General features: G+C 61.9%; 22 protein-coding genes. 14 read left to right on the forward strand and 8 right to left on the reverse strand.

Annotated features, from left to right (window positions below; translation table 11 throughout):
* Nucleotides 1-101: 101 nt before the first annotated feature.
* Entirely contained in the window at nt 102-1,457 is a 1,356-nt protein-coding gene (locus tag AC56DI_RS06270) for a 3-oxoacyl-ACP reductase (protein ID WP_496345385.1), read from the reverse strand.
* A 164-nt stretch (nt 1,458-1,621) separates the two neighbouring features.
* Between AC56DI_RS06270 and AC56DI_RS06275 the strand changes: the two genes are divergently transcribed.
* Nucleotides 1,622-2,908: an acetyl-CoA C-acetyltransferase gene (locus tag AC56DI_RS06275; RefSeq protein ID WP_496345386.1), complete on the forward strand. Its 1,287-nt coding sequence runs from the start codon at nt 1,622-1,624 to the stop codon at nt 2,906-2,908.
* A gap of 161 nt (nt 2,909-3,069) precedes the next feature.
* On the opposite strand, the gene ada is transcribed toward AC56DI_RS06275, so the two are convergent.
* From ada to AC56DI_RS06290, 3 genes are all read right to left on the reverse strand, one after another.
* Nucleotides 3,070-4,110: a bifunctional DNA-binding transcriptional regulator/O6-methylguanine-DNA methyltransferase Ada gene (gene ada / locus AC56DI_RS06280; protein WP_496345387.1), complete on the reverse strand. Its 1,041-nt coding sequence runs from the start codon at nt 4,108-4,110 to the stop codon at nt 3,070-3,072.
* Nucleotides 4,111-4,187: 77 nt separating this feature from the next.
* Complete coding sequence (locus AC56DI_RS06285; RefSeq protein ID WP_496345388.1) at nt 4,188-4,469, reverse strand: DUF2218 domain-containing protein; 282 nt, start codon at nt 4,467-4,469, stop codon at nt 4,188-4,190.
* A 59-nt stretch (nt 4,470-4,528) separates the two neighbouring features.
* Nucleotides 4,529-5,170: an NAD(P)-dependent oxidoreductase gene (locus AC56DI_RS06290; protein ID WP_496345389.1), complete on the reverse strand. Its 642-nt coding sequence runs from the start codon at nt 5,168-5,170 to the stop codon at nt 4,529-4,531.
* Between the two features lie 98 nt (nt 5,171-5,268).
* Here AC56DI_RS06290 and AC56DI_RS06295 point away from each other — a divergent pair, with 98 nt between their 5' ends.
* The 9 genes from AC56DI_RS06295 to AC56DI_RS06335 all read left to right on the forward strand — a co-directional run bounded on the left by AC56DI_RS06295 (nt 5,269) and on the right by AC56DI_RS06335 (nt 15,405).
* Nucleotides 5,269-6,156 carry a LysR family transcriptional regulator gene (locus AC56DI_RS06295; RefSeq protein WP_496345390.1) on the forward strand — a complete coding sequence of 296 codons (888 nt, stop codon included), beginning with the start codon at nt 5,269-5,271 and terminating at the stop codon, nt 6,154-6,156.
* Nucleotides 6,157-6,240: 84 nt separating this feature from the next.
* On the forward strand, nt 6,241-7,128 hold the full coding sequence (locus AC56DI_RS06300; RefSeq protein ID WP_324518574.1) for a PA4780 family RIO1-like protein kinase: 888 nt from the start codon (nt 6,241-6,243) through the stop codon (nt 7,126-7,128).
* Between the two features lie 832 nt (nt 7,129-7,960).
* Nucleotides 7,961-8,752 (forward strand): ABC transporter substrate-binding protein, encoded by a 792-nt coding sequence (locus tag AC56DI_RS06305; protein ID WP_496345391.1) that lies wholly within the window; start codon nt 7,961-7,963, stop codon nt 8,750-8,752.
* Between the two features lie 50 nt (nt 8,753-8,802).
* Nucleotides 8,803-9,516 (forward strand): ABC transporter permease, encoded by a 714-nt coding sequence (locus AC56DI_RS06310; protein ID WP_496345392.1) that lies wholly within the window; start codon nt 8,803-8,805, stop codon nt 9,514-9,516.
* Nucleotides 9,517-9,534: 18 nt separating this feature from the next.
* A complete protein-coding gene (locus AC56DI_RS06315; RefSeq protein WP_496345393.1) occupies nt 9,535-10,278 on the forward strand; it encodes an ABC transporter permease in 744 nt (247 codons plus the stop codon).
* Complete coding sequence (locus AC56DI_RS06320) at nt 10,275-11,054, forward strand: ATP-binding cassette domain-containing protein (RefSeq protein WP_496345394.1); 780 nt, start codon at nt 10,275-10,277, stop codon at nt 11,052-11,054. The genes AC56DI_RS06315 and AC56DI_RS06320 overlap by 4 nt, the downstream gene beginning before the upstream one ends.
* Nucleotides 11,055-11,118: 64 nt before the next feature.
* Nucleotides 11,119-12,570: a diaminopimelate decarboxylase family protein gene (locus AC56DI_RS06325; RefSeq protein WP_496345395.1), complete on the forward strand. Its 1,452-nt coding sequence runs from the start codon at nt 11,119-11,121 to the stop codon at nt 12,568-12,570.
* A 196-nt stretch (nt 12,571-12,766) separates the two neighbouring features.
* On the forward strand, nt 12,767-13,720 hold the full coding sequence (locus AC56DI_RS06330) for a LysR family transcriptional regulator (RefSeq protein WP_496345396.1): 954 nt from the start codon (nt 12,767-12,769) through the stop codon (nt 13,718-13,720).
* A gap of 137 nt (nt 13,721-13,857) precedes the next feature.
* On the forward strand, nt 13,858-15,405 hold the full coding sequence (locus tag AC56DI_RS06335; protein ID WP_496345397.1) for a diguanylate cyclase: 1,548 nt from the start codon (nt 13,858-13,860) through the stop codon (nt 15,403-15,405).
* A 10-nt stretch (nt 15,406-15,415) separates the two neighbouring features.
* Here the strand turns inward: AC56DI_RS06335 and AC56DI_RS06340 are convergent, their stop codons facing one another.
* Nucleotides 15,416-17,221, reverse strand: a complete 1,806-nt coding sequence (locus AC56DI_RS06340; protein ID WP_496345398.1) for a sensor domain-containing diguanylate cyclase — start codon at nt 17,219-17,221, stop codon at nt 15,416-15,418.
* 314 nt (nt 17,222-17,535) lie between these two features.
* Entirely contained in the window at nt 17,536-17,976 is a 441-nt protein-coding gene (locus AC56DI_RS06345; RefSeq protein WP_496345399.1) for a hotdog fold domain-containing protein, read from the reverse strand.
* 137 nt (nt 17,977-18,113) lie between these two features.
* Between AC56DI_RS06345 and AC56DI_RS06350 the strand changes: the two genes are divergently transcribed.
* Nucleotides 18,114-18,731, forward strand: coding sequence for a TetR/AcrR family transcriptional regulator (locus tag AC56DI_RS06350; protein WP_496345400.1), 618 nt, complete (start codon nt 18,114-18,116; stop codon nt 18,729-18,731).
* A 49-nt stretch (nt 18,732-18,780) separates the two neighbouring features.
* Here the strand turns inward: AC56DI_RS06350 and AC56DI_RS06355 are convergent, their stop codons facing one another.
* The gene (locus AC56DI_RS06355; RefSeq protein ID WP_496345401.1) at nt 18,781-20,190 is read right to left on the reverse strand and encodes a diguanylate cyclase domain-containing protein; all 1,410 of its coding nucleotides are present in this window, start codon (nt 20,188-20,190) and stop codon (nt 18,781-18,783) included.
* 202 nt (nt 20,191-20,392) lie between these two features.
* On the opposite strand from AC56DI_RS06355, the gene AC56DI_RS06360 reads away from it, so the two are divergent.
* From AC56DI_RS06360 to AC56DI_RS06370, 3 genes are read left to right on the forward strand one after another with little or no spacing between them, the layout of a single operon-like run.
* Nucleotides 20,393-20,863 (forward strand): DUF2271 domain-containing protein, encoded by a 471-nt coding sequence (locus AC56DI_RS06360; protein WP_496345402.1) that lies wholly within the window; start codon nt 20,393-20,395, stop codon nt 20,861-20,863.
* A gap of 16 nt (nt 20,864-20,879) precedes the next feature.
* On the forward strand, nt 20,880-23,078 hold the full coding sequence (locus AC56DI_RS06365; protein WP_496345403.1) for a PepSY domain-containing protein: 2,199 nt from the start codon (nt 20,880-20,882) through the stop codon (nt 23,076-23,078).
* Nucleotides 23,068-23,991 (forward strand): FAD:protein FMN transferase, encoded by a 924-nt coding sequence (locus AC56DI_RS06370; RefSeq protein WP_496345404.1) that lies wholly within the window; start codon nt 23,068-23,070, stop codon nt 23,989-23,991. The genes AC56DI_RS06365 and AC56DI_RS06370 overlap by 11 nt, the downstream gene beginning before the upstream one ends.
* 12 nt (nt 23,992-24,003) lie before the next feature.
* Here AC56DI_RS06370 and AC56DI_RS06375 read toward each other — a convergent pair whose 3' ends face one another.
* A complete protein-coding gene (locus AC56DI_RS06375) occupies nt 24,004-24,969 on the reverse strand; it encodes a GlxA family transcriptional regulator (protein ID WP_496345405.1) in 966 nt (321 codons plus the stop codon).
* Between the last annotated feature and the right edge of the window lie 22 nt (nt 24,970-24,991).

Here is a 24,991-nt window from a genome sequence, read left to right on the forward strand (position 1 = left end):
CCCATCAATGCGAGACCGATGGGTATCGCTACGCTCAACCCATCCTACGTGCTGCGAACCGGGCAATGTCCCCGGATTGCATCCGGGCTACGGGGTCCGTTTTAGGCGCCGAGCAAGCTCTGTCCGCAGACTCGCAGTACCTGGCCGGTAACGCAGCCGCTGGTTGGTTGGGCAAACCAGGCGGCGGCTTCGGCGACGTCTTGCGGCTGACCGCCTTGGCTCATGGAGTTCATACGCCGGCCGGCCTCGCGAATCCCCAGGGGAATGGCCGCGGTCATCTGGGTTTCGATAAAGCCCGGAGCGATGGCGTTGAGGGTGATGCCGCGCTTGCCCAGGGCTGGCGCCCAGGCCGCGGCGAGGCCGATCAGACCAGCTTTGCTCACTGCGTAGTTGCTCTGGCCCATGTTGCCGGCGATGCCGCTGATGGAAGCGAGCAGCACCACGCGGCCGTTGTCGTGCAGTTTGCCGGCGTCCAGCAGGGCTTGGGTCAGCACTTGCGGGGCGCGCAGGTTGACGTTGATCACCGAGTCCCAGAGCGCTTCGCTCATGTTCTTCAGGGTCTTGTCGCGGGTGATGCCGGCGTTGTGGATGACGATGTCGACGCCGTCGGCCAGTGCCGCCACCAGTTGCGCACCGGCATCCACGGCGCAGATATCCAGCGCCAGGGCCTGCCCACCAAGGCGCGCGGCCAGGGCATCAAGCGCGTCTTTGGCCTGGGGCACGTCCAGCAATACCACCTTGGCGCCATCGCGGGCCAGGGTTTCGCTGATGGCGGCGCCGATGCCACGGCTGGCGCCAGTGACCAGGGCGATCTTGCCCGCCAGGGGGCGACTCCAGTCACTGACCTGGGCTGCGCACGGGCTCAGGCGCAGCACCTGGCCAGACACATAGGCGCTTTTCGGCGAGAGGAAGAAGCGTAGGGCGCCTTCCAGTTGGTCTTCTGCGCCCTTGCCGACGTAGATCAGCTGCACGCTGCCGCCACGGCGGATTTCCTTGCCCAGGGAGCGGCTGAAGCCTTCCAGCGAGCGCTGCACGCTGGCGGCCACCGGGTCTTTCAGCGACTCCGGCGCACGCGCCAGGATCACCACCCGCGGGCATTTGCCCAGGCCCTTGAAGGCCGGCTGGAAGAAGTGACGCAGCTCTATCAGTTGCTCAAAGCTGGTTAGCGCGCTGGCATCGAAGATCAGTGCTTTGAGTTTTGGGCCGTGCTCGGCAGTCCAGCGTGGCAGGCCAAAGGCACCTTCGACGGCGCTGTAGTTGTCACTGGTGAGTTTGTTCAGACAGGCGCTGGCGGCTGTGGCCAGGGCGCCGGTGCCCCCCAGCAGCAGCGCGCCGTTTACCGGCTGGACGCGTCCGGCTTGCCAGCGCTCCAGGCGCAGCGGGGCCGGCAGACCAAGGGCGCCGACCAGGCGGCGGCCCAGGTTGGAATTGGCGAAGGCTAAGTAACGGTCGGACATGCTCGGGCTCCAGCAGGTGGATCAAAAGTGCCGCCACTTTACCCAGCCCGGTGGATTGCGCAATTGACCGCGTCTGACTCTCGATCCGGCATGCCGGCCAATGCCGTGGCCGCTGACGGCGCTAGGCTGCAGGGACTTACTGTGCATTCTCAAAGGAACTCTCCATGACCCAGCTGCGTCGGGTCGCCATTGTTGGCGGCAACCGTATTCCTTTCGCCCGTTCCAATACGGTGTATGCCACCGCCAGCAACCAGGAAATGCTCACCAGCGCCCTTGATGGCTTGGTGGAGCGCTTCAACCTGCACGGCGAGCGCATTGGTGATTTCGTTGCTGGCGCGGTGCTCAAGCATTCGCGCGACTTCAACCTGGCCCGCGAGTGCGTGCTGGGCTCGCGCCTGTCGCCGGAAACCACCGCCTACGATTTGCAACAGGCGTGCGGCACTGGGCTTGAAGCAGCGATTTTGGTGGCCAACAAGATCGCCCTCGGGCAGATCGACAGCGGTATCGCCGGCGGCGTCGACACCACTTCGGACGCGCCGATTGGCGTGCACGAAGAGCTGCGCCATATCCTCCTGGCAGCCAACCGCGGCAAGACCACCGGCGACAAGGTCAAAAGCCTGCTGAAGATTCGCCCGCGTCACCTGGCCCCATCGATCCCGCGCAATGGTGAACCACGCACCGGCCTGTCGATGGGTGAGTCCTGCGAGTTGATGGCGCAGCGCTGGGCCATCCCACGCGACGAGCAAGATCAACTGGCGGTGCTCAGCCATCAAAAGCTCGCCGCTTCCTACGCCGAAGGTTGGCACGACGACCTGCTCACCCCCTTTCACGGTCTGACCCGCGACCAGAACCTGCGTCCGGAAATCAGCCTGGAGAAGCTCGCCAGCCTCAAGCCCTGCTTCGAACGTGGCCCGCACGGCACCATGACCGCCGCTAACTCGACACCGCTGACCGACGGCGCTTCGGTGGTGCTGTTGGCCAGTGAGGAATGGGCCAAGGCCCGTGGCTTGCCAATCCTGGCCTACTTCAAGGATGGCGAGGCGGCGGCTGTGGATTTCGTCAAAGGCGACGAAGGCCTGCTGATGGCGCCGGTGTACGCGGTACCGCGCTTGCTGGCGCGGAATAACCTGACGTTGCAGGATTTTGACTTCTACGAGATCCACGAAGCCTTCGCAGCCCAAGTGCTGTGCACGCTCAAGGCTTGGGAAGATGCCGATTACTGCCAGTCCCGTTTGGGCCTGGCCGGTGCGCTGGGAGCCATCGACCGCAGCAAGATGAACGTCAAAGGCAGCTCCCTGGCGGCCGGTCACCCGTTTGGCGCCACCGGCGGGCGCATCGTCGCCAACCTGGCCAAGCTGATTTCGGTGGCCGGAAAAGGCCGTGGCTTGATTTCGATTTGTGCCGCCGGCGGTCAAGGTGTGACGGCGATCATCGAGTCGGCATCCAACTGAGGTAATTGCCAGGCGGCCTTGCCGCCTGACGCTTACTCCGTGATTTAAGGCGGCCCGTTTTGGCGGTGCCGCCTTTTTTTGCGCCTGATTTTCCAGCGCCGCGTGTTCTTGTAGGAGCGGCTTCAGCCGCGAATATCCGAGGGCAGTCGATTGTTGGCGGCTCAATCCTCGGGCGTTGTTGCGGCACTCTGGGCTTCGGCGGCCAGCAGCGCTTCTTTGCGCGCCACACCCCAGCGATAACCACTCAGGCCGCCATCGGCGGCCACCACCCGATGACAGGGCACCAACAGGCCCAGCGGATTGCTGGCACACGCCCTGGCGATGGCGCGCGGATGGGTGGCCAGTTGTGCGGCCAAGTCGCCGTAACGACGGGTTTGCCCGCGCGGTATGGTCTGTAGCGCTTGCCAGACCTGTTGCTGGAACGCCGTGCCGCGCAGATCCAGGGGCAAATGGGCGGCGCGCGCCGGTTCGTGCAACTGGCTCAGGACTGCGCTTAGCCAATCGCCCAGACCGTGGTCGTCACGTTGCAGTTCGGCACTGGCAAAGCGCTGGCGCAGCTCGGCTTCAAGCGCGGCGGGCTGATCGCCGAACAGCAGGGCGCACACGCCATGGGCGCTGGCGGCCAGCAACAGGTAGCCCAGCGGGCAAGGGCTGATGCCGTAGCTCAGTAGTTCTCCGGCCGGCCGTGGCCGAGCCGGACGCGGTCCTGCTTGGCGATAGAGCGCGCGGGTGTCGGGGTAGCCGGCTTGCAACGCGGCCGCGAGCACGGACGTGGCCTCAGGCAGGGCGGCGTGCAGGCGCTGCTGGCGGCGGGCATTGACCCAGGCATGCGGCGTCAGGCCCGTGCGGGCCTTGAAGGCGCGGCTCAGGTGTGAGGCGGATAAACCGATGCGTGCCGCCAACTCGGTCAGCGTCAGTGTCTGCTCGGCGTTATCCAGCAGCTCACAGGCGGCACTGACCAGCGCATCGAGCTGTTCAGCGGGGCTGGCGCCTTGGGGTGTGCAGCGCTTGCACGGACGGAAGCCGGCGGCCGCGGCACTGGGTGCATCGCTGAGAAACTGCACATTGGCGCGCAGGGGGCGGCGGGCTGGGCAGCTGGGGCGGCAGAAGATGCCGGTGGTGCGCACAGCAAAGACAAAGCGGCCGTCGTAGTTGGCGTCGCGTTCGCACACTGCTTGCCAGCAGCGCTCGGGATCGAGCATGGCGGCGTCCTCCTTGGGGTGTGGGAGGATTGTCAGCCGTGGCCTAAGGCATTGCCAATGCCTATCTGACTTTCAAACTACTGCCAGGTGAGCGTCAATTCCGCCTGCCAGGCCACGCGTTCGAAGTGGCTGGCGACGACCTGTTGAATCCTGTGCAACTCTTCGGTGGTGCTGGCGCGCACCTCCAGCGTCAGACCTGCGGTGCTCGATTGCAGCAGCGCCAGGGCGAGTGGGAATTCAATGCGGCCCTGTTGCGCGTCGAAGTTGACCGGCAGCTTGTGGGCTAAGTGTTTGCACAGGCGGCTGATATAGCGCGCCGGGGTGTCTGTGCGGACAAATGCAGTGGTGGTTAAGGTCATGCTGACTCCGTTCAAGGTGCACCGGCAGGCTCGGTGTTTGAGCCTGCGCGGCGGCAGGGTTAGTAAGCCAACGTAAAGCGCTGGCGAATGTGTTGCGGTTGCTCGGTTTCATCGAGCAGAGCGACGGCCAGGTCGGCCACCGAGATCGTCCCTGGTTGCTCGCCATGCATGAGCAATTGCTCGCCACCGAGACGGAACTGGCCGGTGCGCGGGCCGGGTTTCAGCAGGGCGGCCGGCGAGAGGAAGGTCCATTGCAGTTGTTGTTCGTCGCGCAGCATGTTCAGCGCCTGTCGAGCCCCTTCGGCGCCTTCCTTGTATTCGGCGGGGAAGTTCGGCGTGTCGATCAGTTGCAGGCCCGGCGCCACATACAGGCTGCCCGCGCCACCGACCACCAGCAGACGGGATACGCCGGCCAGCTTGGTGGCCTCGAGGATATGTCGGCTGCCCTGGATAAATTGCTCGCGGATATCGGCAACTCCCCAGCCTGGGTTGAAGGCGCTGAGCACGGCATCGTGACCAGCCAACAGACTGGCGAGGGCGACGGGGTCGTTGACGTCGGCCTGCACGCCCGTCAGGGAAGGATGCTCGGGCAGTTTCTCTGGGTGGCGCACCAGGGCGGTGACCTGGTGGCCACGGTCGAGGGCTTCTTGCAGCAGGGCGGCGCCGACGTAACCGGTGGCGCCAATCAGGGCGAGTTTCATGGGGTGTCTCCAGTGCGTTAAGGTGGTTGTATCTTGCTACTGGATAATTGGCAGAAAAATAGGCTTAAATGCCTTTGATAATTAAGCAGGGCTTCATAATGGAGCGGATCAAGCGCATGGCGCTGTTTGCCACGGTGGTCGATAAGGGCTCAATGGTGGCGGCGGCCGAGGTGTTGGGCATGACCCCATCGGCGGTCAGCCAGCAGATTCGCAAACTGGAGCAGAGCACCCAGGTCAGCCTGTTGCACCGCACTACGCGCAAGCTGACCCTGACCGAGGCGGGCGCCAGCTTCTACCAGAACTGTGCGCAGATTCTGGCGTTGGCCCAGCAGGCCGAGCAGCGCCTGGCCGAGTTGCGCGATGCGCCGGTGGGTGAGTTGCGTATCGCCGCGCCGGTGGGCTTTTCCGGACGGTTGCTGACCGACGCGTTGGCGCCTTTGCTGCGTGCCCATCCGGGGTTGAAGCTGCGGCTGTTTTTCCATGATGAGCAGATCGACCTGATCGAGCAGCGCATTGACCTGGCCATTCGCGTCGGTCCGCAGGAAGACTCCAGCCTGGTGGCCCGCCATCTGGGCGACTGGCCCATGCTGCTGTGCGTGGCGCCGAGCTATCTGGCGCGTTGTGGCCTGGTCACCAGTCCGGAGCAGTTATCGGGCCTCGATTGGCTGAGCCTGCAGGGCGCTGGCCAAAACCAGGTCAGTCTGCACGGGCCGGCTGGCCAGGTGCAGCGCCTGCGTCTCGACAGTCGGGTGGCCTGCAACAATATTCTCTCGGTGCGCCAGTTCACCCTGGCCGGTATGGGCATTTCCCTGCAGCCACAGCCCGAGATTCAGGCCGAGCTTGCCAGCGGCCAATTGCTGGTGCTGCTGCCGGATTGGCAACCATCGCCGGCGGGTATCTATATCGTCACCCCGCGTCGCGATGCGCAGCCGGCCAAGGTGCGTTACGCCATTGAGGCTTTGCGCCACAGTCTGCTGCCCCGGTAGCGTGCGCGGCTGGGCGTGGCGGGCAGTTTGCCGTATAACGTGCGGCAGTATTAGGTGGTTACGCAGGAGCCCCGGTTAAAGCTGATGAAGACCCCAAAACGTATTGAACCGCTGGTCGAAGATGGTCTGGTCGACGAGGTGATTCGCCCGCTGATGAGTGGTAAGGAAGCCGCCGTGTACGTGGTGCGCTGCGGTGAAGAGCTGCGCTGTGCCAAGGTTTACAAAGAGGCCAACAAGCGCGGTTTCCGTCAGGCTGCCGAGTACCAGGAAGGCCGCAAGGTGCGCAACACCCGCGACGCCCGCGCCATGGCCAAGGGCTCCAAGTACGGCCGTAAGGGCCAGGAAGACGCTTGGCAGAACGCCGAAGTGGCGGCCTTGTTCCGCCTTGCCAATGCCGGGGTGCGCGTGCCGACGCCTTATGACTTCCTCGAAGGCGTGCTGCTGATGGAGCTGGTCACCGACGGCAACGGTGAAGTGGCGCCGCGCCTCAACGATGTCGACCTGCACCCGGACGATGCGCGCGAGTTCCACGCGTTCATGATTCAGGAAATCGTCAAGATGCTGTGTGCCGGCCTGGTGCATGGTGACTTGTCTGAGTTCAACGTGCTGCTCGGCCCTGATGGCCCGGTGATCATCGACCTGCCGCAGGCGGTGGATGCTGCTGGCAACAACCACGCCTTCAACATGCTGGAGCGCGATGTGCGCAACATGGCCGAGTACTTCGGTCAGTTCGCTCCCGAGTTGCGCTTTACCAAGTATGCGAAGGAAATGTGGGCGCTCTACGAGGAAGGTAACCTGACTCCGGAAAGCCCGCTGACCGGCGAGTTCGACGAGCCGGACGATGCCGCCGATATCGACGCGGTGATGCGTGAAATCAAGGCCGCCCTGGCCGACGAAGCGCGTCGCGTGGCCTTGCTCAACGCCGAAGACGCGCCCAACGACGAGCCGCCACCGCCGCCGTGGATGCAGTAAGCGCGCTCAGCACCCTCGATTCACCCTCGCTGTATATTCGCGCTGCCTTGGGTCCGTCCGGGCAGCGCTGAATAACCCTCAATGCCTACCCTGAGCCGACGGCTCTTTTATGTGTACCTAGCCGCTACCGGTTTCGGCTTTACGCCGAGTCACTTTCTCTTGACTCGCTTTGCTCGCCCTTCGGGCCAGCCTGCGGCTGTTACTCCGCTGCGCTACGTTGGCTTGCGCGAAAGAGAAAGTAACCAAAGAGAAAGCGCACCCGGCATCCGGGTTTCGCTGCGCTCAACTTGATTCGCTTCGCTCACCCTGCGGGCCAGCCTCCGGCTGTTACTCCGCTTCGCTGCGTTTCCTCGTTTCGGCGCTGTTCCGAGGGTCGTCACGGTGGGCCATCCCTGGCCTAGGCGGCCCCCCCCATCGTTCCTCATTTGGCATCCATGCCACAGCACCTTCACTCGGCCTCCTGATGGGACCGGGGGGGGGCGAGGCGCCTGAAGAATCTGTGGGAGCGGTCTTGACCGCGAAGCTTTTAACCGTGCGCCTACCTCATTTCTGCTAACGCCAAACACCCCTTCAACGGCCTCTGTGCTGTCGCAAAACTGCACCATTGTGTCCCCTTGAACGCTTGCCTAAGCACTGCCTCGGTGCATGTTTTTGCTGGAATTTGCTGAGTGCGCACGCATAGCACTCGGCTATGTATTGGATAACAAATATACATTTGATAAATGCACAGGCGGGGCGGATTCTAATTTCGCAACCGCGATAAACCCTGCATTCAGGCGGGGTAATGCGCTCGGTTCCCTCACTGCGAAACCAGATTCCAGAGGAAAATAATATGAATAAGACTCTACGTTCCTTGCTCCTGTCCGCCATGGTCGCCGCCCTGCCGGCCGCTGCGGTCATGGCGAACGAAACCCCGACCTTGCGCATTGCTACCGAAGGGGCATACCCACCGTTCAACTACTTCACCGCGGATGGCCAGTTGGCCGGCTTTGATATCGAGATTGGCCGCGCCCTGTGCGCAAAAATGCAGGCCAAGTGCTCCTTTGTCGCCCAGGATTGGGACGGCATTATCCCGGCCCTGTTGGCGAACAAATACGACGTCATCATCGCCTCGATGTTCATCACCGCAGAGCGCCGGCAGAAGGTCGATTTCACCGAGCCCTACCAGAAGTCGGCAATGACCTTTGTGGTGCCGAAAGACTCCACCCTCACAGATTTCTCGCCCGCCGCCATGGCTGGCAAAACCATCGGTGCGCAAGGCTCCACCACCCAGGCTGATTACCTGACCGCCGCCTTCCCTGACGCTGACGTGCGCCTGTATCCAACCCAGGATGCGGTGAACCTGGACCTGGTGTCCGGGCGCCTGGATGCCCAGGTGGGCGACATGATCCCGATGCTCGACTGGACCCATAAATCCGACGACGGCAGCTGCTGCAAGCTGGCCGGTGAGCCGATCAGCGACCCGAAATACGTCGGAGAGGGCGTCGGCATGGCTCTGCGCCAGGACGATGACCAGCTGCGCGAATCCCTCAACGTGGCCCTGGCCGCACTGATTGCCGACGGCACCTACAAAACCATCAATGACAAGTTCTTCTCGGTCAATTTGCTGACCCTGCAGAAGTAACGTCGCGCCGCCTCGGCGGCGTGGGTTTTTGATTGTTAAGAGGATGCCCTATGGATTGGCTCAATTACCTGAGCTTCAGTGATGGCGGGTGGGGCGATGAGTTGCTGAGTGGCCTAGGGGTCACCCTGTCGCTCGCCGTCGCGACCTTGCCGGTGGGGTTGTTGCTGGGCCTGCTGGTGGCCGCAATCACCATTTTCGGTCGGCCCGTGCCGCGTGCCATGGCGGTGACCTTCACCACCACCATTCGCGGTCTGCCGGAACTGCTGACCCTGTTCATCATTTATCACGGCGTCGGGCTGGGGATTAATAGCCTGTTGAAGTGGTACAGCCCGCAGTCCGGTTACTTCGAGCTGAGCCCGTTTCTGGCCGGTGTGCTGGCGCTCGGCATGGTCTTCGGTGGCTATGCCAGTGAAGTGCTGCGCGGCGCCTGGCAGGCGCTCGATCACGGTCAGCTGGAAGCCGCCCAGGCGTTGGGCGTGCGGCGCTTCACCATCTTTCGCTTGATCGAGTTGCCGCAGATGTTGCGCCTGGCGCTGCCGGGGCTGGGCAACCTGTGGATCAACCTGTTGAAAGATACCGCGCTGGTCTCGGTGATTGCCCTGAATGACTTGATGCGCATGGCCAATGTGGCGGTGGGCACGACCAAGAAGCCATTCGTGTTTTTCCTGACCGTCTGCCTGATTTACTGGGCGATTTGCATCCTGTTCGAGTGCTGCCTGGCGCGCATGGAAAAACGGGCTAACCGCGGCTTGCGCGCAGCCTAACGGCAGAGGGTAAACAGCATGTTTGAGATTTTAACCCGCTACGCCAGCCAGTTTCAGGCCGGCGCCAGCATGACCCTGCAGATCACGGTGATTTCGGTCTTGATCGCCTGTTCGCTGTCGTTGCCGTTGGCCATTCTGCGTCGCAGCGAGCAGGTCTGGTTGCGTTGGCCGATTCGTCTGTATGTGTCGTTCTTTCGCGGTACGCCGTTACTGGCGCAGTTGTTCCTGGTCTATTACGGCTCGGGGCAGTTCCGTGCCGAGCTGAACGAGCTCGGCCTTTGGTGGTTCTTTCGCGACCCCTACTACTGCGCGTTGCTGACCTTCGTCCTCAACTCCACGGCCTACCAGCTGGAAATTCTCCGTGGCGGTTTGAAGGCGGTGCCTTTTGGCCAGATCGAGGCGGGCGTGGCGTTGGGCCTGACCAAATTTCAGCAATATAAAAAGATCATCTTGCCGAATGCCTATCGCATTGCCTTCCCGGCCTTGGGCAACGAAATCATTTTGTTGTTGAAGGGCAGTGCGGTGGTCAGCGTGATTACCGTGCTGGATGTGATGGGGCAAACCCGGCGGATATTTTCCCAGACCTTCGATTTGTCGGTGTACTTCTGGGCCGCGGTTATTTACCTGGCCATGACCACGGTATTTGTTTTGCTCTGGCGTCGACTGGAGAAGTGTTTGACCCGGCATATGCGTTGTCGAGTTGCCGAGCCACGTAAAGAATTACCACTCGCTGTGCGGGTATCAACAGGGGTTTCATCATGATCGCAGTCAATAACAATGCCGCGTTGCAAGTTGAGGATTTACACAAATCCTTTGATGGCGTCGAAGTGCTTAAAGGCGTGTCATTGACGGCGCAAAAGCATGATGTGATCAGCATCATCGGCTCCTCAGGCTCAGGCAAAAGCACCTTGTTGCGTTGCATGAACCTGCTGGAGTTTCCCGACAGCGGCAAGTTGCGCGTGCATGGCGAGGAGCTGGACCTGGCGCCGAACCTGCGCGGCGGTCGTTCGCGGCGATTTCAGCGGCAGATCGAGCGTGTGCGTTCGCGTCTGGCCATGGTCTTTCAGTCGTTCAACCTGTGGCCGCATATGACGGTGCTGGAGAACGTGATGATGGGCCCCTGCATCGTCCTCAAACGCAACAAGGATGAGGTTGAAGCCCAGGCCAAGACCCTGCTGGCGCGGGTCGGCATGCTGGAAAAATGCCATGTGTATCCGGAGTGCCTGTCTGGCGGGCAGAAGCAGCGGGTCGCGATTGCCCGTGCCCTGGCTATGGACCCGGAGGTGATGCTGTTCGATGAGCCGACCTCGGCCCTGGACCCGGAACTGGTCAACGAGGTGCTGCTGGTGATTCGCGAACTGGCCCAGGAAGGCCGCACGATGATCATGGTTACCCACGAAATGCGCTTTGCCCGCGAAGTGTCGTCCAAGGTGGTGTATTTGCACCAAGGGCGGATCGAAGAGCAGGGCAGCCCGGAACAATTATTCAATGCGCCGCAGTCCACTAATTTGCGCCGCTTGTTGGCCACACAGCATTAATAAAACTGACTAATAGAAACTAGCCACTATTTAAAACTGCCCTTGCATAAGTGAGTAATCAATTATGAGTCAAGTCGTCTCGTTGCACCCCTGGAAAAGAAAACAGCATCTTGATAGTGCCAATAATCAATTGCTGATCGACGGGGTCAATGCCATCGAATTGTTGCAGCGTTATGGCTCGCCGTTGTACGTCTACTCGCAAACCAAGTTGCGCGAGAATGCTCTGGATATTCTCGGTAACTTCCGGCGGGAACATGCCAATACCCGTGTGTGCTTTGCCAGCAAGGCCTGCGCCAACCTGGCGGTGCTCAAGGTGTTCAAGGACTGTGGCCTGTCGGTGGAGGTCAATTCCGGCGGCGAATTCTTTAAGGCGCGGGCCGCCGGTTATGCCCCGGCGGACATGGTGTTCAACGGGGTGGCCAAGCAGGTCGGCGAGCTGCGCGAAGTGATTGGCGCCGGGATCAAGGCGATCAACGTTGACTCGCTGTCGGAGCTGTCACGCATCCTCGCTGTGGCCACTGAGTTGCAGCAGCAGGCGCGGGTCACCCTGCGGATCATTCCGGAGATCAAGGGCGGTGCCGCCGCCGGCTGGCAGACCGGCACTTCAGCGTCCAAATTCGGCATGACCAGTATTGAGCAGGCCGAAGCTATCGCGCTGATCGTGCAGAACCCGCAGGCCCTGAAGATGGTCGGCATTCACGCCCATATTGGTACTCAGGTTAACGACATCGCCGTGTACGAGGCGGAAGCGGAGTTCCTGATTGGCTATTTCAAGCAGGTGGCGGAGATGCTGCCGTACCCGCTGGAGCATGTGAACCTGGGTGGCGGGTTCCCGAAAAACTACAGCAGTGCGCCGGATAACTTCGACAAGGTTGCTGCTCACTATTGCGAGAACTATCGCACCACCATCGACTTCGCCCTGCTGTCCAAACACCTGATCAAGCCGATTGGGCAGGCGCTGGGCGAGCAGATCGAGATCATCGTCGAGCCAGGCCGCAGCATGGTCAGCGATACGGCGATTCTGCTGACCCGCATCGAGGCCGAGAAGCAGCGTCAGCAGCGCCCGGTGTATTACCTGGATGCCGGCTACAGCGTGCTGTTCGATATCTATAACGGCTGGTATTTCCACATGCTCAACGCCTCGCGCGCCGATGATGTGCAGACCAAGCAATGCCGCATGGTGGGGCCGCTGTGCGACAGCAGCGATACCTACTACGACATTGAAGGTGAAGGCGCGCTGAACTCCCTGCTCAAGGCTGAGCCGGCGCTAATGGCGCACCGCGGCTTGCTGGAAGAGGTATTGGTCAACCAGCCGAATATGCGCGAATTGCCGGCCGCTACTGCCGTCGGTGACGTCATTGCCTTGCTCGATGTCGGCGCCTACGCCCTGGAAAACATGACCGAGTACTGCGGTCGCCAGGCCGCCGCCGCGGTGCTGGTGGACCTGCAACAAGGCAGTCGGCTGATCCGTCGGCGTGCCGAGTACCAGGACCTGTTGGCGTATGACGTCGACTGAGGCGCCGAGCTTGGTAGGCGCCATCAGTTCTGTAGGAGCGGCTTTAGCCGCGAATGATCGAGACCCAGCATAAGCTTCGCGGCTGAAGCCGCTCCTACGGGAGCGGTGGTGTGCTTTGGATATAGGGCCAACGTGCTGGCCAGTGCCATGTTGGGCTCGGGGCGCATACCATGGCGGTTGGCCTGGGGAGAATCGTATGTTGTCGCCGCGTGAGCGCTTGTTGCGCAATCTGGACTGGAACCTGCTGTACACCTTTCTGGTGATCGTTGAGGAAAGCAGCATCACCGGTGCGGCGCGCAAACTGGCGTTGAGCCAGCCGAGCGTCAGCAATGCCCTGAAACGCCTGGAAGGGCACTTGGGCATGCGCCTGATCCATCGCAAGAAAGGCATGTTTTCCCTCACCGAGCAGGGCTTGCGGGTCTACGAGTATGTGTCGTCGGCCGGCAGCATTATCGACAACATGGCCGAGCAGTTTGCCGGCGAAGCCGACGCGGTGTTGGGCGAGCTGAATATGCAGGTGGCCAGCCATGTCAGTTGCCAGTCGTTCGATGACAGCCTGGCGCAGTTCCATCGCCTGTACCCCAATGTGCTGATCAGCATTAATGCCCAGCCCAGCGCCGATATCGTCAATGCCGTGGCCCAGGGCCAGTTGCACATTGGCATCAGCAACAAGAAAACCGCCCAGACCGGTTTGCATTTTGATTTGCTCGGCTATGAGCAGATGGCCTTCTACTGCGGCGCCCGGCATCCCTTGTTTGGGCGTAGCGAGCTGACGGCCGCAGATTTGCGCGGCCTGTCGTATGTCTCCTTTGAAAGCGATCAGCCGGGCGAGGGGCTCAGTGCCGTCAGCTCGGTGCGTGCCGAGCAGCAGTTCTGGGGCCGGCTGGTGGCGGTGTCCTCGAACGAGGAGGAGGTGCGCCGTCTGATCCTGGCCGGCCTGGGTTTTGGTGCCCTGACGGTTGAGGGGGCCAAGCCCTTCGTTAAGCAGAACATCCTCTTCCAGCTACCTCCCTATGAGAATCTGCCGGTCAATGAGGTGTACCTGGTCACCCCGGAAAACGTACCGCTGAGCGATGTTGAGCGGTTGTTTATCGACATGCTCCGGGCCGCAGCGGTGGCCGCCGTGCGCGAGAAGTACTTCAAAGCATGATCTAGAGCGGCTGAAGCGGGGGTACCTAAGGTTTACAATGCGTCCCAAGTTCTGCCGTCCTGCGCTGCCCAGAGACTGTTCAGGGTTAGCTCAGGTAGGGCTTTTACCCTTTTGTTATGCAGGTTGTTGATCAGCTGATGCCGTTACATCACTCGTTTCCTCATCCGCTGCCCAAGCATGTGGTCAAGTTCAAGATCCGCCAGGCGCTGATCTTTATTGCCCTGGTTTGCGCCTCCTTGATCAGCCTGGCGATCTGGGGCAGCTGGAACTCGCGTCAGTACCAGTTGCACGAGAAAGAAGTGGCGATGTCCAACCTGGCTCACACCCTGTCTTCCCAGGTGCAGGCGACGATCAAACAGGTCGATATCATCTTGCTCTGGCTCGCTGCCCAGGCTGAAGAGGGCGGCCAAGCCCGGTTGCAAACGCCGCGCTTGCAGGCGCTGCTGCGCACCCAACTGGCTCAACTCGAACAGCTCAAAGACCTGTTTATTGTCGATGAGCACGGCAACCCACTGCTGACGTCGGTGGCGAGCATGCCAACGGGGGTTAATTACGCGGACCGGGATTATTTTAGCTACCACCGCGAGCATGCCGATCTGGCCCCCCACATTGGTCACGCCGTGCGTAGCCGCTCATCCGGCGTATGGGTGCTCACCGTGTCGCGGCGCATCAATCATGCCGATGGGCGCTTTGCCGGGGTGGTCATGGCGACGATTGCCCTTGAGCATTTTCTCAACCTGTATCGCAGCATCGACGTCGGCCGCAACGGCGCTATCAGCCTGATTGCCACTGATGCAACCTTGCTGGTGAGGTGGCCTTTTGTTGAAGCGGATGTGGGCAAGAGTCTGGCCAAAGGGCAGTTGTTCAGTGAGATGCTGCCCCAGGCGGCGTCCGGTATTGGCACCGTACGTTCCAGTCTGGATGGGGTTGAGCGGTTGGCCAGCTACCGGACCATCAAGGGCTATCCGCTAATTATTTTTGTTGCGCTCGACCGGCATGAAACGCTGGCCTCCTGGCGCCAGGAGGCCATGTTCAGCGCCGGCCTGACAGCCTTCCTGTTGCTGATTTTGGGGGCGCTTGGCTATCGCCTGATCAGGCTGATGCGCCAGCAGAACGCCGTGCAAGGCGAGCTGCTGCTGGCCCAGGCGCAGCTGCTGGATGTGAACCTGGCTCTGCGTTCCCTGGCCCTGGAAGACGGCCTGACGCAGCTGGCCAATCGGCGCTTGTTCGACCAGTTTCTGCAGGATGAACTGGGCCGGGCCAAGCGTGATCATCTGGTCGTTGCGTTGCTGATGATCGACATCGACCACTTCAAGCTGCTCAACGACCGCTATGGCCATTTGCTCGGCGATGAGTGCCTGAAAGCGGTTGCTGCGCTGATCAAAGAAAATATCCGGCGGCCCGGCGATCTGGCCTCGCGTTACGGTGGTGAGGAGTTCGCGGTGGTGCTGCCGGGCACGGACATCACGGGCGCCTTTGTGGTGGCCGAGCAGATCCGTCGTGCGGTTGTCGAGGCAGACATCATCAGTGACAGCGGCGTGTCGATCCGGACAACCGTCAGCATCGGTGTGAGTGCGCTCCGACCGCAGCAGAATGACACCCCTGAAACCCTGATCCAGGCCGCGGATCAAGCCCTGTACGCCGCTAAAGCTGCAGGTCGCAATCGCACCTTGATGAGCACTTGATCCGCATCACTTACAGATACTCGATGCGGTTGCGGCCGCTTTCCTTGGCGCGGTAGAGGGCCAGGTCGCTGCGCGACAGCGGAGCATCGACGCTGATGTCGGTCGCGCCCATGGCGGCAATACCGATGCTCACGGTCAGGCTAATGAGGTGTTCGCCTTCGAGTAACGGTGTTTGCGCCAACCGTTGCTGGATGCGCTGAGCAAAGCGGATGGCCTCGTCACGGGTGGTATCGCCGAGCACCACCGCAAACTCCTCGCCACCGACGCGTCCCGCCAGATCGCTCTTGCGCAGTTGTTCGCGCAGGATGCCGGCAAAGTGCTTGAGCGCAAGGTCGCCCACGGCGTGGCCCCACTGGTCGTTGATCGACTTGAAGTGATCGATGTCGATCATCAGCACCGCCGCCGATTGGTTGTTGCCGCGCTGAATGCGTGTCAGCTCGGCCTCGATATGGCTCATAAAGTGGCGGCGATTGGGCAGCTGGGTGAGGAAGTCGGTGGTGGCAAACTCCTGCAGCTCGCTCTCTATGCGTTTGCGCTCGGTGATGTCGGTGATAAAACCGTGCCACAGGGTGCCGCCGTCAGCCATGCGCTGCGGCCGTGCTGCGCCCTGGCGCCAGCGCAGCCCTTGCCTGGGCAAGAGCACGCGGTATTCCAGATGCCAGGGGCTGAGTTGAATTTCGGATGCCGTCAGGGACGAGAGGTAGGCGTCCTGATCGTCTGGATGAATCAGCCGAGTGATGGCCGCGTCGTTGCCGGCCACGTCGTCGGGGGTGACTTCGTACATATCCCAGATGCCTGTACTGGCATAGTCGAAGCGCGCCGGACCCACGGCCGGACGGCGATACTGAAACACCAGCCCCGGCACTTCGTTGGTCAGGTTGGTGATCAGGTCCACGGTCTGTTGCAGGCGCTCGGCCATCGAGTGCATTGAGGTGATATCGCTGGTGGTGCCAATCATGCGCAGCGGCCGACCGGCACTGTCGCGGCTGATCACCTTGCCGCGGCTGGAGACCCATTTGTAGCTGCCATCCTTGCAGCGCAGGCGGTGCTCCACGCTGTAGCTGGGGATTTTTTCCTCCTGGTGCGCCTGGATCGCAGCTTGCACATACGCCAGGTCATCCGGGTGAACGCGCTTGTAGCTGTCCTCGATCAGATTCGACACCTCGTGATCGGCATAACCCAGGATCGACTTCCAGCCGGCGGAGTAGTGAATCTCACCGCTCAGAATATCGCGGTCCCAGATGCCCGTGCCGCTGCCGGCGATGGCCAGGGCCATGCGTCGTTCACTCTCGCGCAGGGCTTCGGCCTCCTTGCGCAGGCGGTTTTCAAGACGGTCGCGTTCGGCGGTTATGGCCGCTAAGCGGGCCAGGTCGCGGAGGAATTCACGTTGTTCGTCATCCAGCTCACGGGGCTTGTCATCCAGCAGCCAGAAGGCTCCGAGCAAGTCGCCATTCGAGGCTTCCAGAGGGCAGCGGGCATAAAAACGCAGGTGTGGATGATCGATCACCAGCGGCTGCTGGCTGAAACGATTATCGGCGTCGCGCTGGGTGGCGACGAGAATGCAGCTGTCGAGAATCGGCCGCTCGAACAGCCAGCGCTCTCCTGGCGCCTGCTTGAAGGCCAAGCCGACACAGGATTTTAAATACTGCTGCTGTGAGTCGTTGAGGGTGATCAGTGTGGTGGTTACGCCGAAATGACGTTTGGCCAGGCGCGCCAACACGTCGAAGCGCTCGTCCGCCGCCGCGTCTTGCGGTTCGCGGGGGTTGCTCAGGTCCATCTGGGTGCTGGCGTCAGTCGTGGTCACAGGGGGCGGCATATCCACTTTCTCGACGATGGCTGAATCGCAGGGTGTTCAATCGGGTGAAAGCAATTGTATGCAGTGAGTCTATGGACTGTCGTGGCCTTTAGCGCATGGCAGCCGTTGCTTGATATCGGCAGTTTAGCTGCAGATGGGCAGTCGGTCCGCTGCCGCAGTAACTTCATCCGCCTGCATCGCGGTTGGCTTCAGAGGGCCGCCCGACAACCCTGGAGTGCTTGTTGGCAGAGTGGGAGTAGGCAGAGTACGTCGTCCAGCAAAAAGCCCCTGACACCGGAGCGGGGCAGGGGCTTGGGCGTGCAGCAACGTAGGGCTTAGGACAGCTTCACATTCATGGTGATCTGCGCAGTGAACACCTGTTTGCCGTCGGCATCGACGATGTCTACGGGCACCACCTTGTCACCTTCTGTGCTCCAGTCGATGGCGCTGCCATCGGCCGTCGCGGTCACGCTGCTTTTGGCCTTGGCCCGGTACTCGACACTCATGCCTTTGGGGATCCAGCGCGCGCCATCGGGGATGGAGACGTTGGTCATCATGCCCGCGGCCAGCTCGGCGGCATTGCACATGGCAATCGCATGCACGGTGCCGAGGTGGTTGGTGATTTCGCGGCAGAAGGGAACCTGTACGGTCGCTGCATCTTGGCGCAGCTCGGTGATCAACGGATTGATGGTGCTGAAGTAGGGTGCCATCTGGCAGGCCATTTTGCTGAACGCTTCGGGGCCTGCACTGCCGAACATGCTGAGAACCTGATTCATGCTGTTGCCTCGCTTAAAGATTTCGGGTTAACAGAATAATGTTCTGTTGCGGAATATTGTTCTGTTTTCGCGAGAGCTGTCAAGCTGACGCCGCGTGCGCCTATGTCTTACCATTGGCTTTTTGGCTTGTGACCACTATGCAAACGTCCGATCTACTTGAGCGCTGCTACCCGGGGAATCGTGCGCAGATGAAGCGCGCCATCCTCAGTCAGGCCCTGGATTGCTTCAATGCACAGGGAATCGAGGCCACGACCATCGAGATGATCCGTGTGGCGTGCGAGACCAGCGTCGGCGCCATCTACCATCACTTCGGCAACAAGGAAGGCCTGGTGGCGGCCTTGTTCTTAACTGCTTTGGATGACCAGGCCAGCCTGCGCGAGCGCTACCTGGCCCAAGCCACCACGGCGCAAGAAGGTGTTTACGCGTTGGTGCACAGCTATGTGGACTGGGTCGACAGTCAGCCGGATTGGGCGCGCTTCCAGTTCCATGCCCGTTTTGCCGTGACCAAGGGCCCGTTGAAAGACGAACTGGTCGCGCGCAACAAGTCACGCAATCGCCAGTTGCTGGAGTGGCTGGCGGCACCAGGGCGGGGCGACGAACTGCAGCGGGTGCCTGCGGAGCTGATGCCTTCGCTGATCATTGGTCAGGCGGAAAGCTATTGCCGGGCCTGGCTCTCGGGCCGCGTACAGAGCAGCCCCAAGACTTACAGGGACGTGCTGGCCGAGGCCGCGTGGCGCTCCATCGGCGGCGAGTAGGCCATTTGCGCAGTGCTGATCCTTGGCCCGGCGCATTGCAGTGGGTGGCTTATGGGCAAAAGCGAATCGCGTTACGGCCGTTCTCTTTGGCTTGATACATCGCCGTGTCGGCGGCGTCGATCAGGTCTTTTTCATTGGTGTCACGGCCCTTGAACAGGGTTGCGCCAATGCTGGCGGTGCAGCGATGTTCGATGCTGCTATCGAGCCAATAGGGCATGGATAACGTCTGGCGAATCTTCTCGGCAATGCTGCCAGCTTGGGTGATGGCTTCGTCCTTGTCGTGGTCCAGATCACAGAGCAGCACGACGAATTCGTCCCCGCCAAAGCGGGCCACGGTATCGGCCTCTCGCACGCAGGTTTTCAGGCGGTTGGCGACTTCGATCAGGAGCAGGTCGCCGACGCCATGACCGTGGGTGTCGTTGAGCGGCTTGAAGTTATCCAGGTCGAGAAACAGCAGGGCGCCGTAGCGGTCGCTGCGATGACTGGCAGACATCGCTTGAGTGAGGCGGTCCTCCAGCAAGCGGCGATTGGGCAGGTGGGTCAGGGTGTCGTAGAACGCCAGGCGGTTGACCTGCTCTTCCAGGCGTTTGCGCTGAGTGATCTCGCGGGTAATGCCGTGGTAGCCGATCAGCTTACCCTCTGGGCTGTAATCCGGCTTTGACAGCACCTCGCCCCAGATCAGGCTGCCGTCCTTGCAGCGGTGCTGCACTTCAAAGGTGTTAAAGCCATTGGCGGCGACGGCCTGTTCGGTGTGTCGCTGTTCCCGTATCAGTTGTTTGACGCGGGCAGCGTCCTCGCTGGTCAGCATCTCCAGTGCCGGGTGACCAACCACTTCGTCGGCCGTGAAGCCACGCAGGCGTTCGTCAGCCGGGCTGATGTAGGTGATGATCAGGTGGCGATCGGCTTTCCAGTGGACATCACGGGTGTCCTCGGTGAGCTGGCGGTAGAGCGCCTCGCTGGCATGCAGGGCCTGGGTGCGCTCCTCGACCAGCGCTTCCAGCGCGTGGGTGCGCTCTTGCAGGCTCTTGAGGGGGTAGACCTCGTTGTCGTGGGTAAAGTGATAAGGGATGGAGATGCCGCTGTGGGCGATCTTCCAGGTGTCAGCTTCGAGCCGAAAAATCAGCGTCAGGCGTGCCACTTCCTTGGCCAGCATCTCGCCGCCGAACGGCAGGTGAATACGAAACAGGGCGGTGGCCACCACCACCTCAGCGCTGAGATCTTGCAGCACCAGATCGAGCATCTCAATGCGGATGGGTTCGGGTACCTGAGCGAAGTCCTGGCGAGTGATTTTCTGCCATTCGCCGAGGTCCTTGACCAGAAACCCACCGCTGCCGGTGTAGCCACTGAAGTTGTCGCTGAAGCGGCCGGTCAGGCGCTCATCCCGCGAGGCGTACATCTCGATGTACTGGTCAAACAGGACGCGAATCTGTTGCTGTCGATCCGAAGCGTTGCTGTTCATGGCCTCTGCCTGTTCTGTGCTGTATCTACCACTTTACCTCCGCGTGGTGCGCCATTCCCTGCCTTTTCGGGGGTACTTGGCCTTAAACCTTAACCAAGTATTAAGGCGCCATGTCCCGGCATGAAATAACTATGCTGGGGCATTCAGGTTGACTTAAGTATCGCCGGTTAGGGTTAGGCCATCCCTTCTGGAGTGCTTCACGATGAACAAGACGGCTATCTCTCTCGCCCTCGCTGGCATGGCGGCCATGCCCGCCATTGGCCAGGCCCGGGAAATCAACATCAGCACCACACTGAAAGACTATCGCGGCAACGAAGCCTACCTGGCCATTTATGTCACTGACGCTCAGGGCGCCTACCAGCGCACCCTGTGGGTGGCCGGCAAAAAGGCCAAGTACTACAAGCATCTGCGTGACTGGGTTCAGGGCGGCGGCAGCAAACCGGCCGAGTTCGATGGCCTGACAGGCGCCAGCGTCGGCGGCGGCGAAACCCTGGAGGTGGAGGTCGAGCTGGAAGACGCACTGATCGATGCCGGCTACGAAATTCGCATCGACAGCGCCGTGGAAGACAAACGCGATAACCGTGGCGAAATCAAGCTGCCACTGACCCAACAGGCGACCACGGTCAACGGCGGCGCCCAGGGTTATGTCGACAGCTTCAGCTACCACTTCTGAGCCCCGGAGCCCGTTCATGTTGCAACGCACCCATGTGCTACTGAGCCTCGTGCTCGGCGTCATTCTTATCCTGTCGGCCGCCAGCGGTCTGGTGCTCTCCGGCAACACGCTGGTCGAGCACTTACGTGCTGCGCCGAGCCAGGGTGAGACGGTCGCCGTGGTCGCCGAGCGGATTGCCCGCCAACTGCCGGGCATCGAGCGTATCGAACGGGCGCCCAGCGGTGAGCTGCGGGTGACGTTCAGTACGGCCACCGACAGCGAGGTGGTACTGGTCGACCCGGCCAGCGCGGCGGTGCTTGCGCCGTATCAGCCGTCGGTGGTGTTGGCCTGGGTGCGCGACCTGCACCGCGAGCTGCTGCTGGGCTCCGCCGGGCGCTGGCTCAGTGGCCTGTCGGCGCTGGCGTTGTTGTTGCTGACCCTGACCGGCAGCTGGTTGCTGGCGCGCCGTCTGGGCGGCTGGCGCCAACTGCTGCTGCCGATCAATCCGGGCCAGGGCCTGACGCATTGGCACAGCGTGGCGGCGCGCTGGGCGCTGCCGGGTTTGTTGATACTCGCCAGCAGCGGGCTCTACCTCGCGGCAAGTAGCCAGGGCTGGATCAGCGATGGTCAGGATGCCGATCTGGCTTACCCCGAGGGCACCTATGCGGCGCCGGCGGTGGAGCTGGGCAGCCTTTCGGCCCTACGCCATCTGGACCTCGACGATCTGCGTGAGCTGGAGTTCCCCAGCGACAGCCAGGAGGCCAATTACTACACCGTGCGCACCGCGACCGGTGAGGGTTTCGTTAATGCCAGCAGCGGCCAGTGGATCAGCTATCAGCCCCACGGTTTCTCCCGTCGCCTGTATGAAACCTTTTATGAATTGCACACCGGCGCCCACTCGCCACTGTGGTCGCTGATTCTCGCGGCGACCAGCCTGGCCTGCCTGTTACTCAGTGGTTCCGGCCTGCTCGCCTGGTGGCGGCGCCAGCGCCTGGCGCGATTGCTGCCAGACAACGCCCCGGCCTCTCAGGCGGAAACCATTGTGCTGGTGGGCAGCCAGGGCGGCAGCACCTGGGCCTATGCTCGGCAGCTGCACAGCCAACTGGTGGCCAGCGGCATGCGTGTGCACAGCGCCAGCATGAACCAGCTACAGCCGAGCTACCCGCAGGCCAAACGCCTGCTGCTGCTCACGGCTACCTATGGCGATGGTCAGGCGCCGGACTCGGCCAGGACGTTTCTTGCGCGCCTCGACCACTGCCAGTTGAACACTGACGTGCAGGTGGCGGTGCTGGGCTTTGGTGACGCCCAGTTCCAGCACTTTTGCGGCTATGCCGAGCAGGTCGAGCAGCAGTTGCAGCAACGTGGGCTGCAGGCGCTGTTGCCGCTGCAGACGATCGACCGTGGCGATCTCAGCGAGCTCAATGGCTGGGCGCAGCGCCTGGGCCAGACACTGGGCCTCGATTTGCACTTCACGCCGGTGCGCAGCGCGGTGGCGCTGCAGCAGCTGCAACTGCTGAGTAAGGAGGTGTATGGCGAACACAGCGATTCGCCGGCGGCCATCCTGCGCTTTGCTGTGCACTCGGCGCAGCCGTCTTGGTGGCGGCGAGCGGTGCGCTTTGCACCAGGCGATTTGGTCGGCATCAGCCCCGGCAGCGGGCAGGCACCGCGCTACTACTCGATAGCCAGCAGCGATGAGGATGACGCTCTGGAGATCTGTGTGCGTAAACAACATCAGGGGCGTTGTTCGTCGTTGCTACATGGCTTGCAGGTGGGCGACTGCGTTGAGGGCTTTATTCAGCCGCACCCGGACTTTCGCCCCAGCGCCGGTCAGCACCCGCTGATTCTGGTGGGCGCTGGCACCGGTCTGGCGCCGCTGATCGGCTTCGTGCGCAAGAATGCCACGCAGCGTCCGCTGCACCTGTACTGGGGTGGACGCAATGCGCAATCGGATTTTCTCTACGAGGCCGAACTCAGCGAGTACCTGGCCGACGGCCGCCTGACCCACCTGGGCCTGGCGTTCTCCCAGGGCATCGAGGGGCTGTATGTGCAGGATCGCCTGCGCCAGGACGCCAGCGCTTTGCAGGGCCTGTTTGCCCAGGGCGCCCAGGTGCTGGTGTGCGGCTCCAAGGACATGGCGGCCGGCGTGCGCGCCGTGCTGGAAACTCTGCTGGCGCAACGGGGCAGCAGTGTCGACGACCTACGACTGCAAGGGCGGTACCGCGAAGATGTCTACTGAAACCCTGCCGCTCCAGCGCTACAGCCTTAGTGGCGCGACCATGGGCACGCGCTACAGCGCGGTGTTTTACGCTGCTGGCGAGGTTGATCAGGTTGCGATCCAGGCTGACCTGCAACAGGCGGTTGAGCGGATCGACCAGCAGATGTCGACCTGGAACCCGGCGTCCGCGCTGATGCAACTCAACGCCGCGCCGCTGGATCAGTGGTTGAGCTTGCCCGATGAGTTGCTGTGGGTGCTGACTACTGCGCTGCGTATGGGTGAGGAGTCGGCCGGTGCCTTTGATATCGGCGTTGGTGCGCTGGTCAGCGCCTGTGGCTTTGGTCCGCAACCGGCGGCTGAGCATTTGCCGGCTCGCCAGCCGAGCGCGAGCGCAGCGCTGGAGCTGGATGTAGCGCGGCGCGCCGTGCGTAAGCGGGCGGCCATCAGCCTCGACCTCAACGGCATCGCCAAGGGCTTTGCTGTCGATCAGTTGGCGCGCTGCCTAGAGCAACACGGCATTCACGCGTACCTGGTGGGTATCGATGGCGAAATGCGCGCAGCGGGGATTAAAACCGACGGAAGCGCCTGGTTGGTCGCCCTGGAAAAACCGCTCAAGGGCCGCCGCGAAGTGCTCGGCGCGCTGGAGCTACACGACACCTCAATCGCCACCTCGGGCGACTACCGGCATTGGCGCGAACGGGATGGCAGCGTGCATTCCCACACCATGGACCCGCACAGCGGCGTGCCGCTGGTGTCGACGTTGACCTCGGTGTCGGTCATCTGCACCAGCTGCATGTACGCCGATGCCTGGGCCACCGCCTTGCTGGTGCTGGGCGTGGAGCGCGGCAGCCAATTGGCCAAGGCCCATGGCCTAAGTGCGATCTTTGTGCTGCGCGAGGGCGATGAACTGCGCGAGATCACCGTGGGCTTGTGAGTTGTTGCGCCCCTAGCGCCCGCCGGCCTGAAATTTTTTCCGGTACGCCGCTGGCAGTAGGCCGACCCGCTGCAGGAACAGGCGGCGGAACGAGTTGCTGTCTTCGTAACCGACTGTGTAGGTAATGCTGTCCAGGCTCATACGGGTGGTTTCGAGCAGTTGCTTGGCCTTCTCCAGGCGCAGCGTTTGCAGGTAGGCCAGCGGCGTGTAGCCGGTGGCCTCCTTGAAGCGGCGCTTGAAGTTGCGCACCCCGAAGCCGAAGCGCTGGGCCAGATCATCAATCACGATGGGCTGCTCGAAATTCGCCTCCAGCCAGTTTTGTACCTGCAGGATGTCGCCATCACCATGGCTCTTCGGCAGCGACCACATGACATACACCGATTGCTCACTGCGCACGTTGTCTATCAGTAGGTATTTGCTGCAGCGCTGGGCCAGCTCCAGTGAGGCAAAGCGGCGGATCAGATGCAGCAACAAGTCCATGGCTGCGCTCGCACCGCCACTGCTGATCACGCCATTGTCTTCGCAGAGAATTTGCCGCTCATCCAGCTGCGCCTCGGGGTAGCGTCGGCGAAACAACTCGGCAAAAGCCCAGTGGGTGGTGACCTTGCGGCCCTCCAGCAGGCCCGCTTCGCCGAGCATAAACGCCGCCGTGCACATGGACACAATAACGGTGCCCTGTGCCTGCTGCTGGCGCAGCCAGGGTGCATAGCCGGCAAAGCTCGGCAGAGCTTCTTTGAGGGTGAACAAAAAGCCCGGAATCAGCACCAGTTCGGTGTGCGCCAGTTCGGCCAGGGCGGCATCCACCTGTAGCCGTTGCCCGCCCAGGCAGGTGACGTCGGCGCCGTCCAGGGAGGCGCTGACGACCTCGAACGGTGGCGTGTCGCTGTCGGCAAATTGGTTGGCGGCGGTGAGCATCTCCAGCGCAATGCTGGCGCTGGCGGCGGAGCAGTGATCAGCCAGGAGCAGGGTGACGTGCATGAAAGTATCCGTTTGCGCTTTT

The sequence above is a fragment of the Pseudomonas sp. BGA-UO-ETr-WB11 genome, assembly GCF_059567785.1.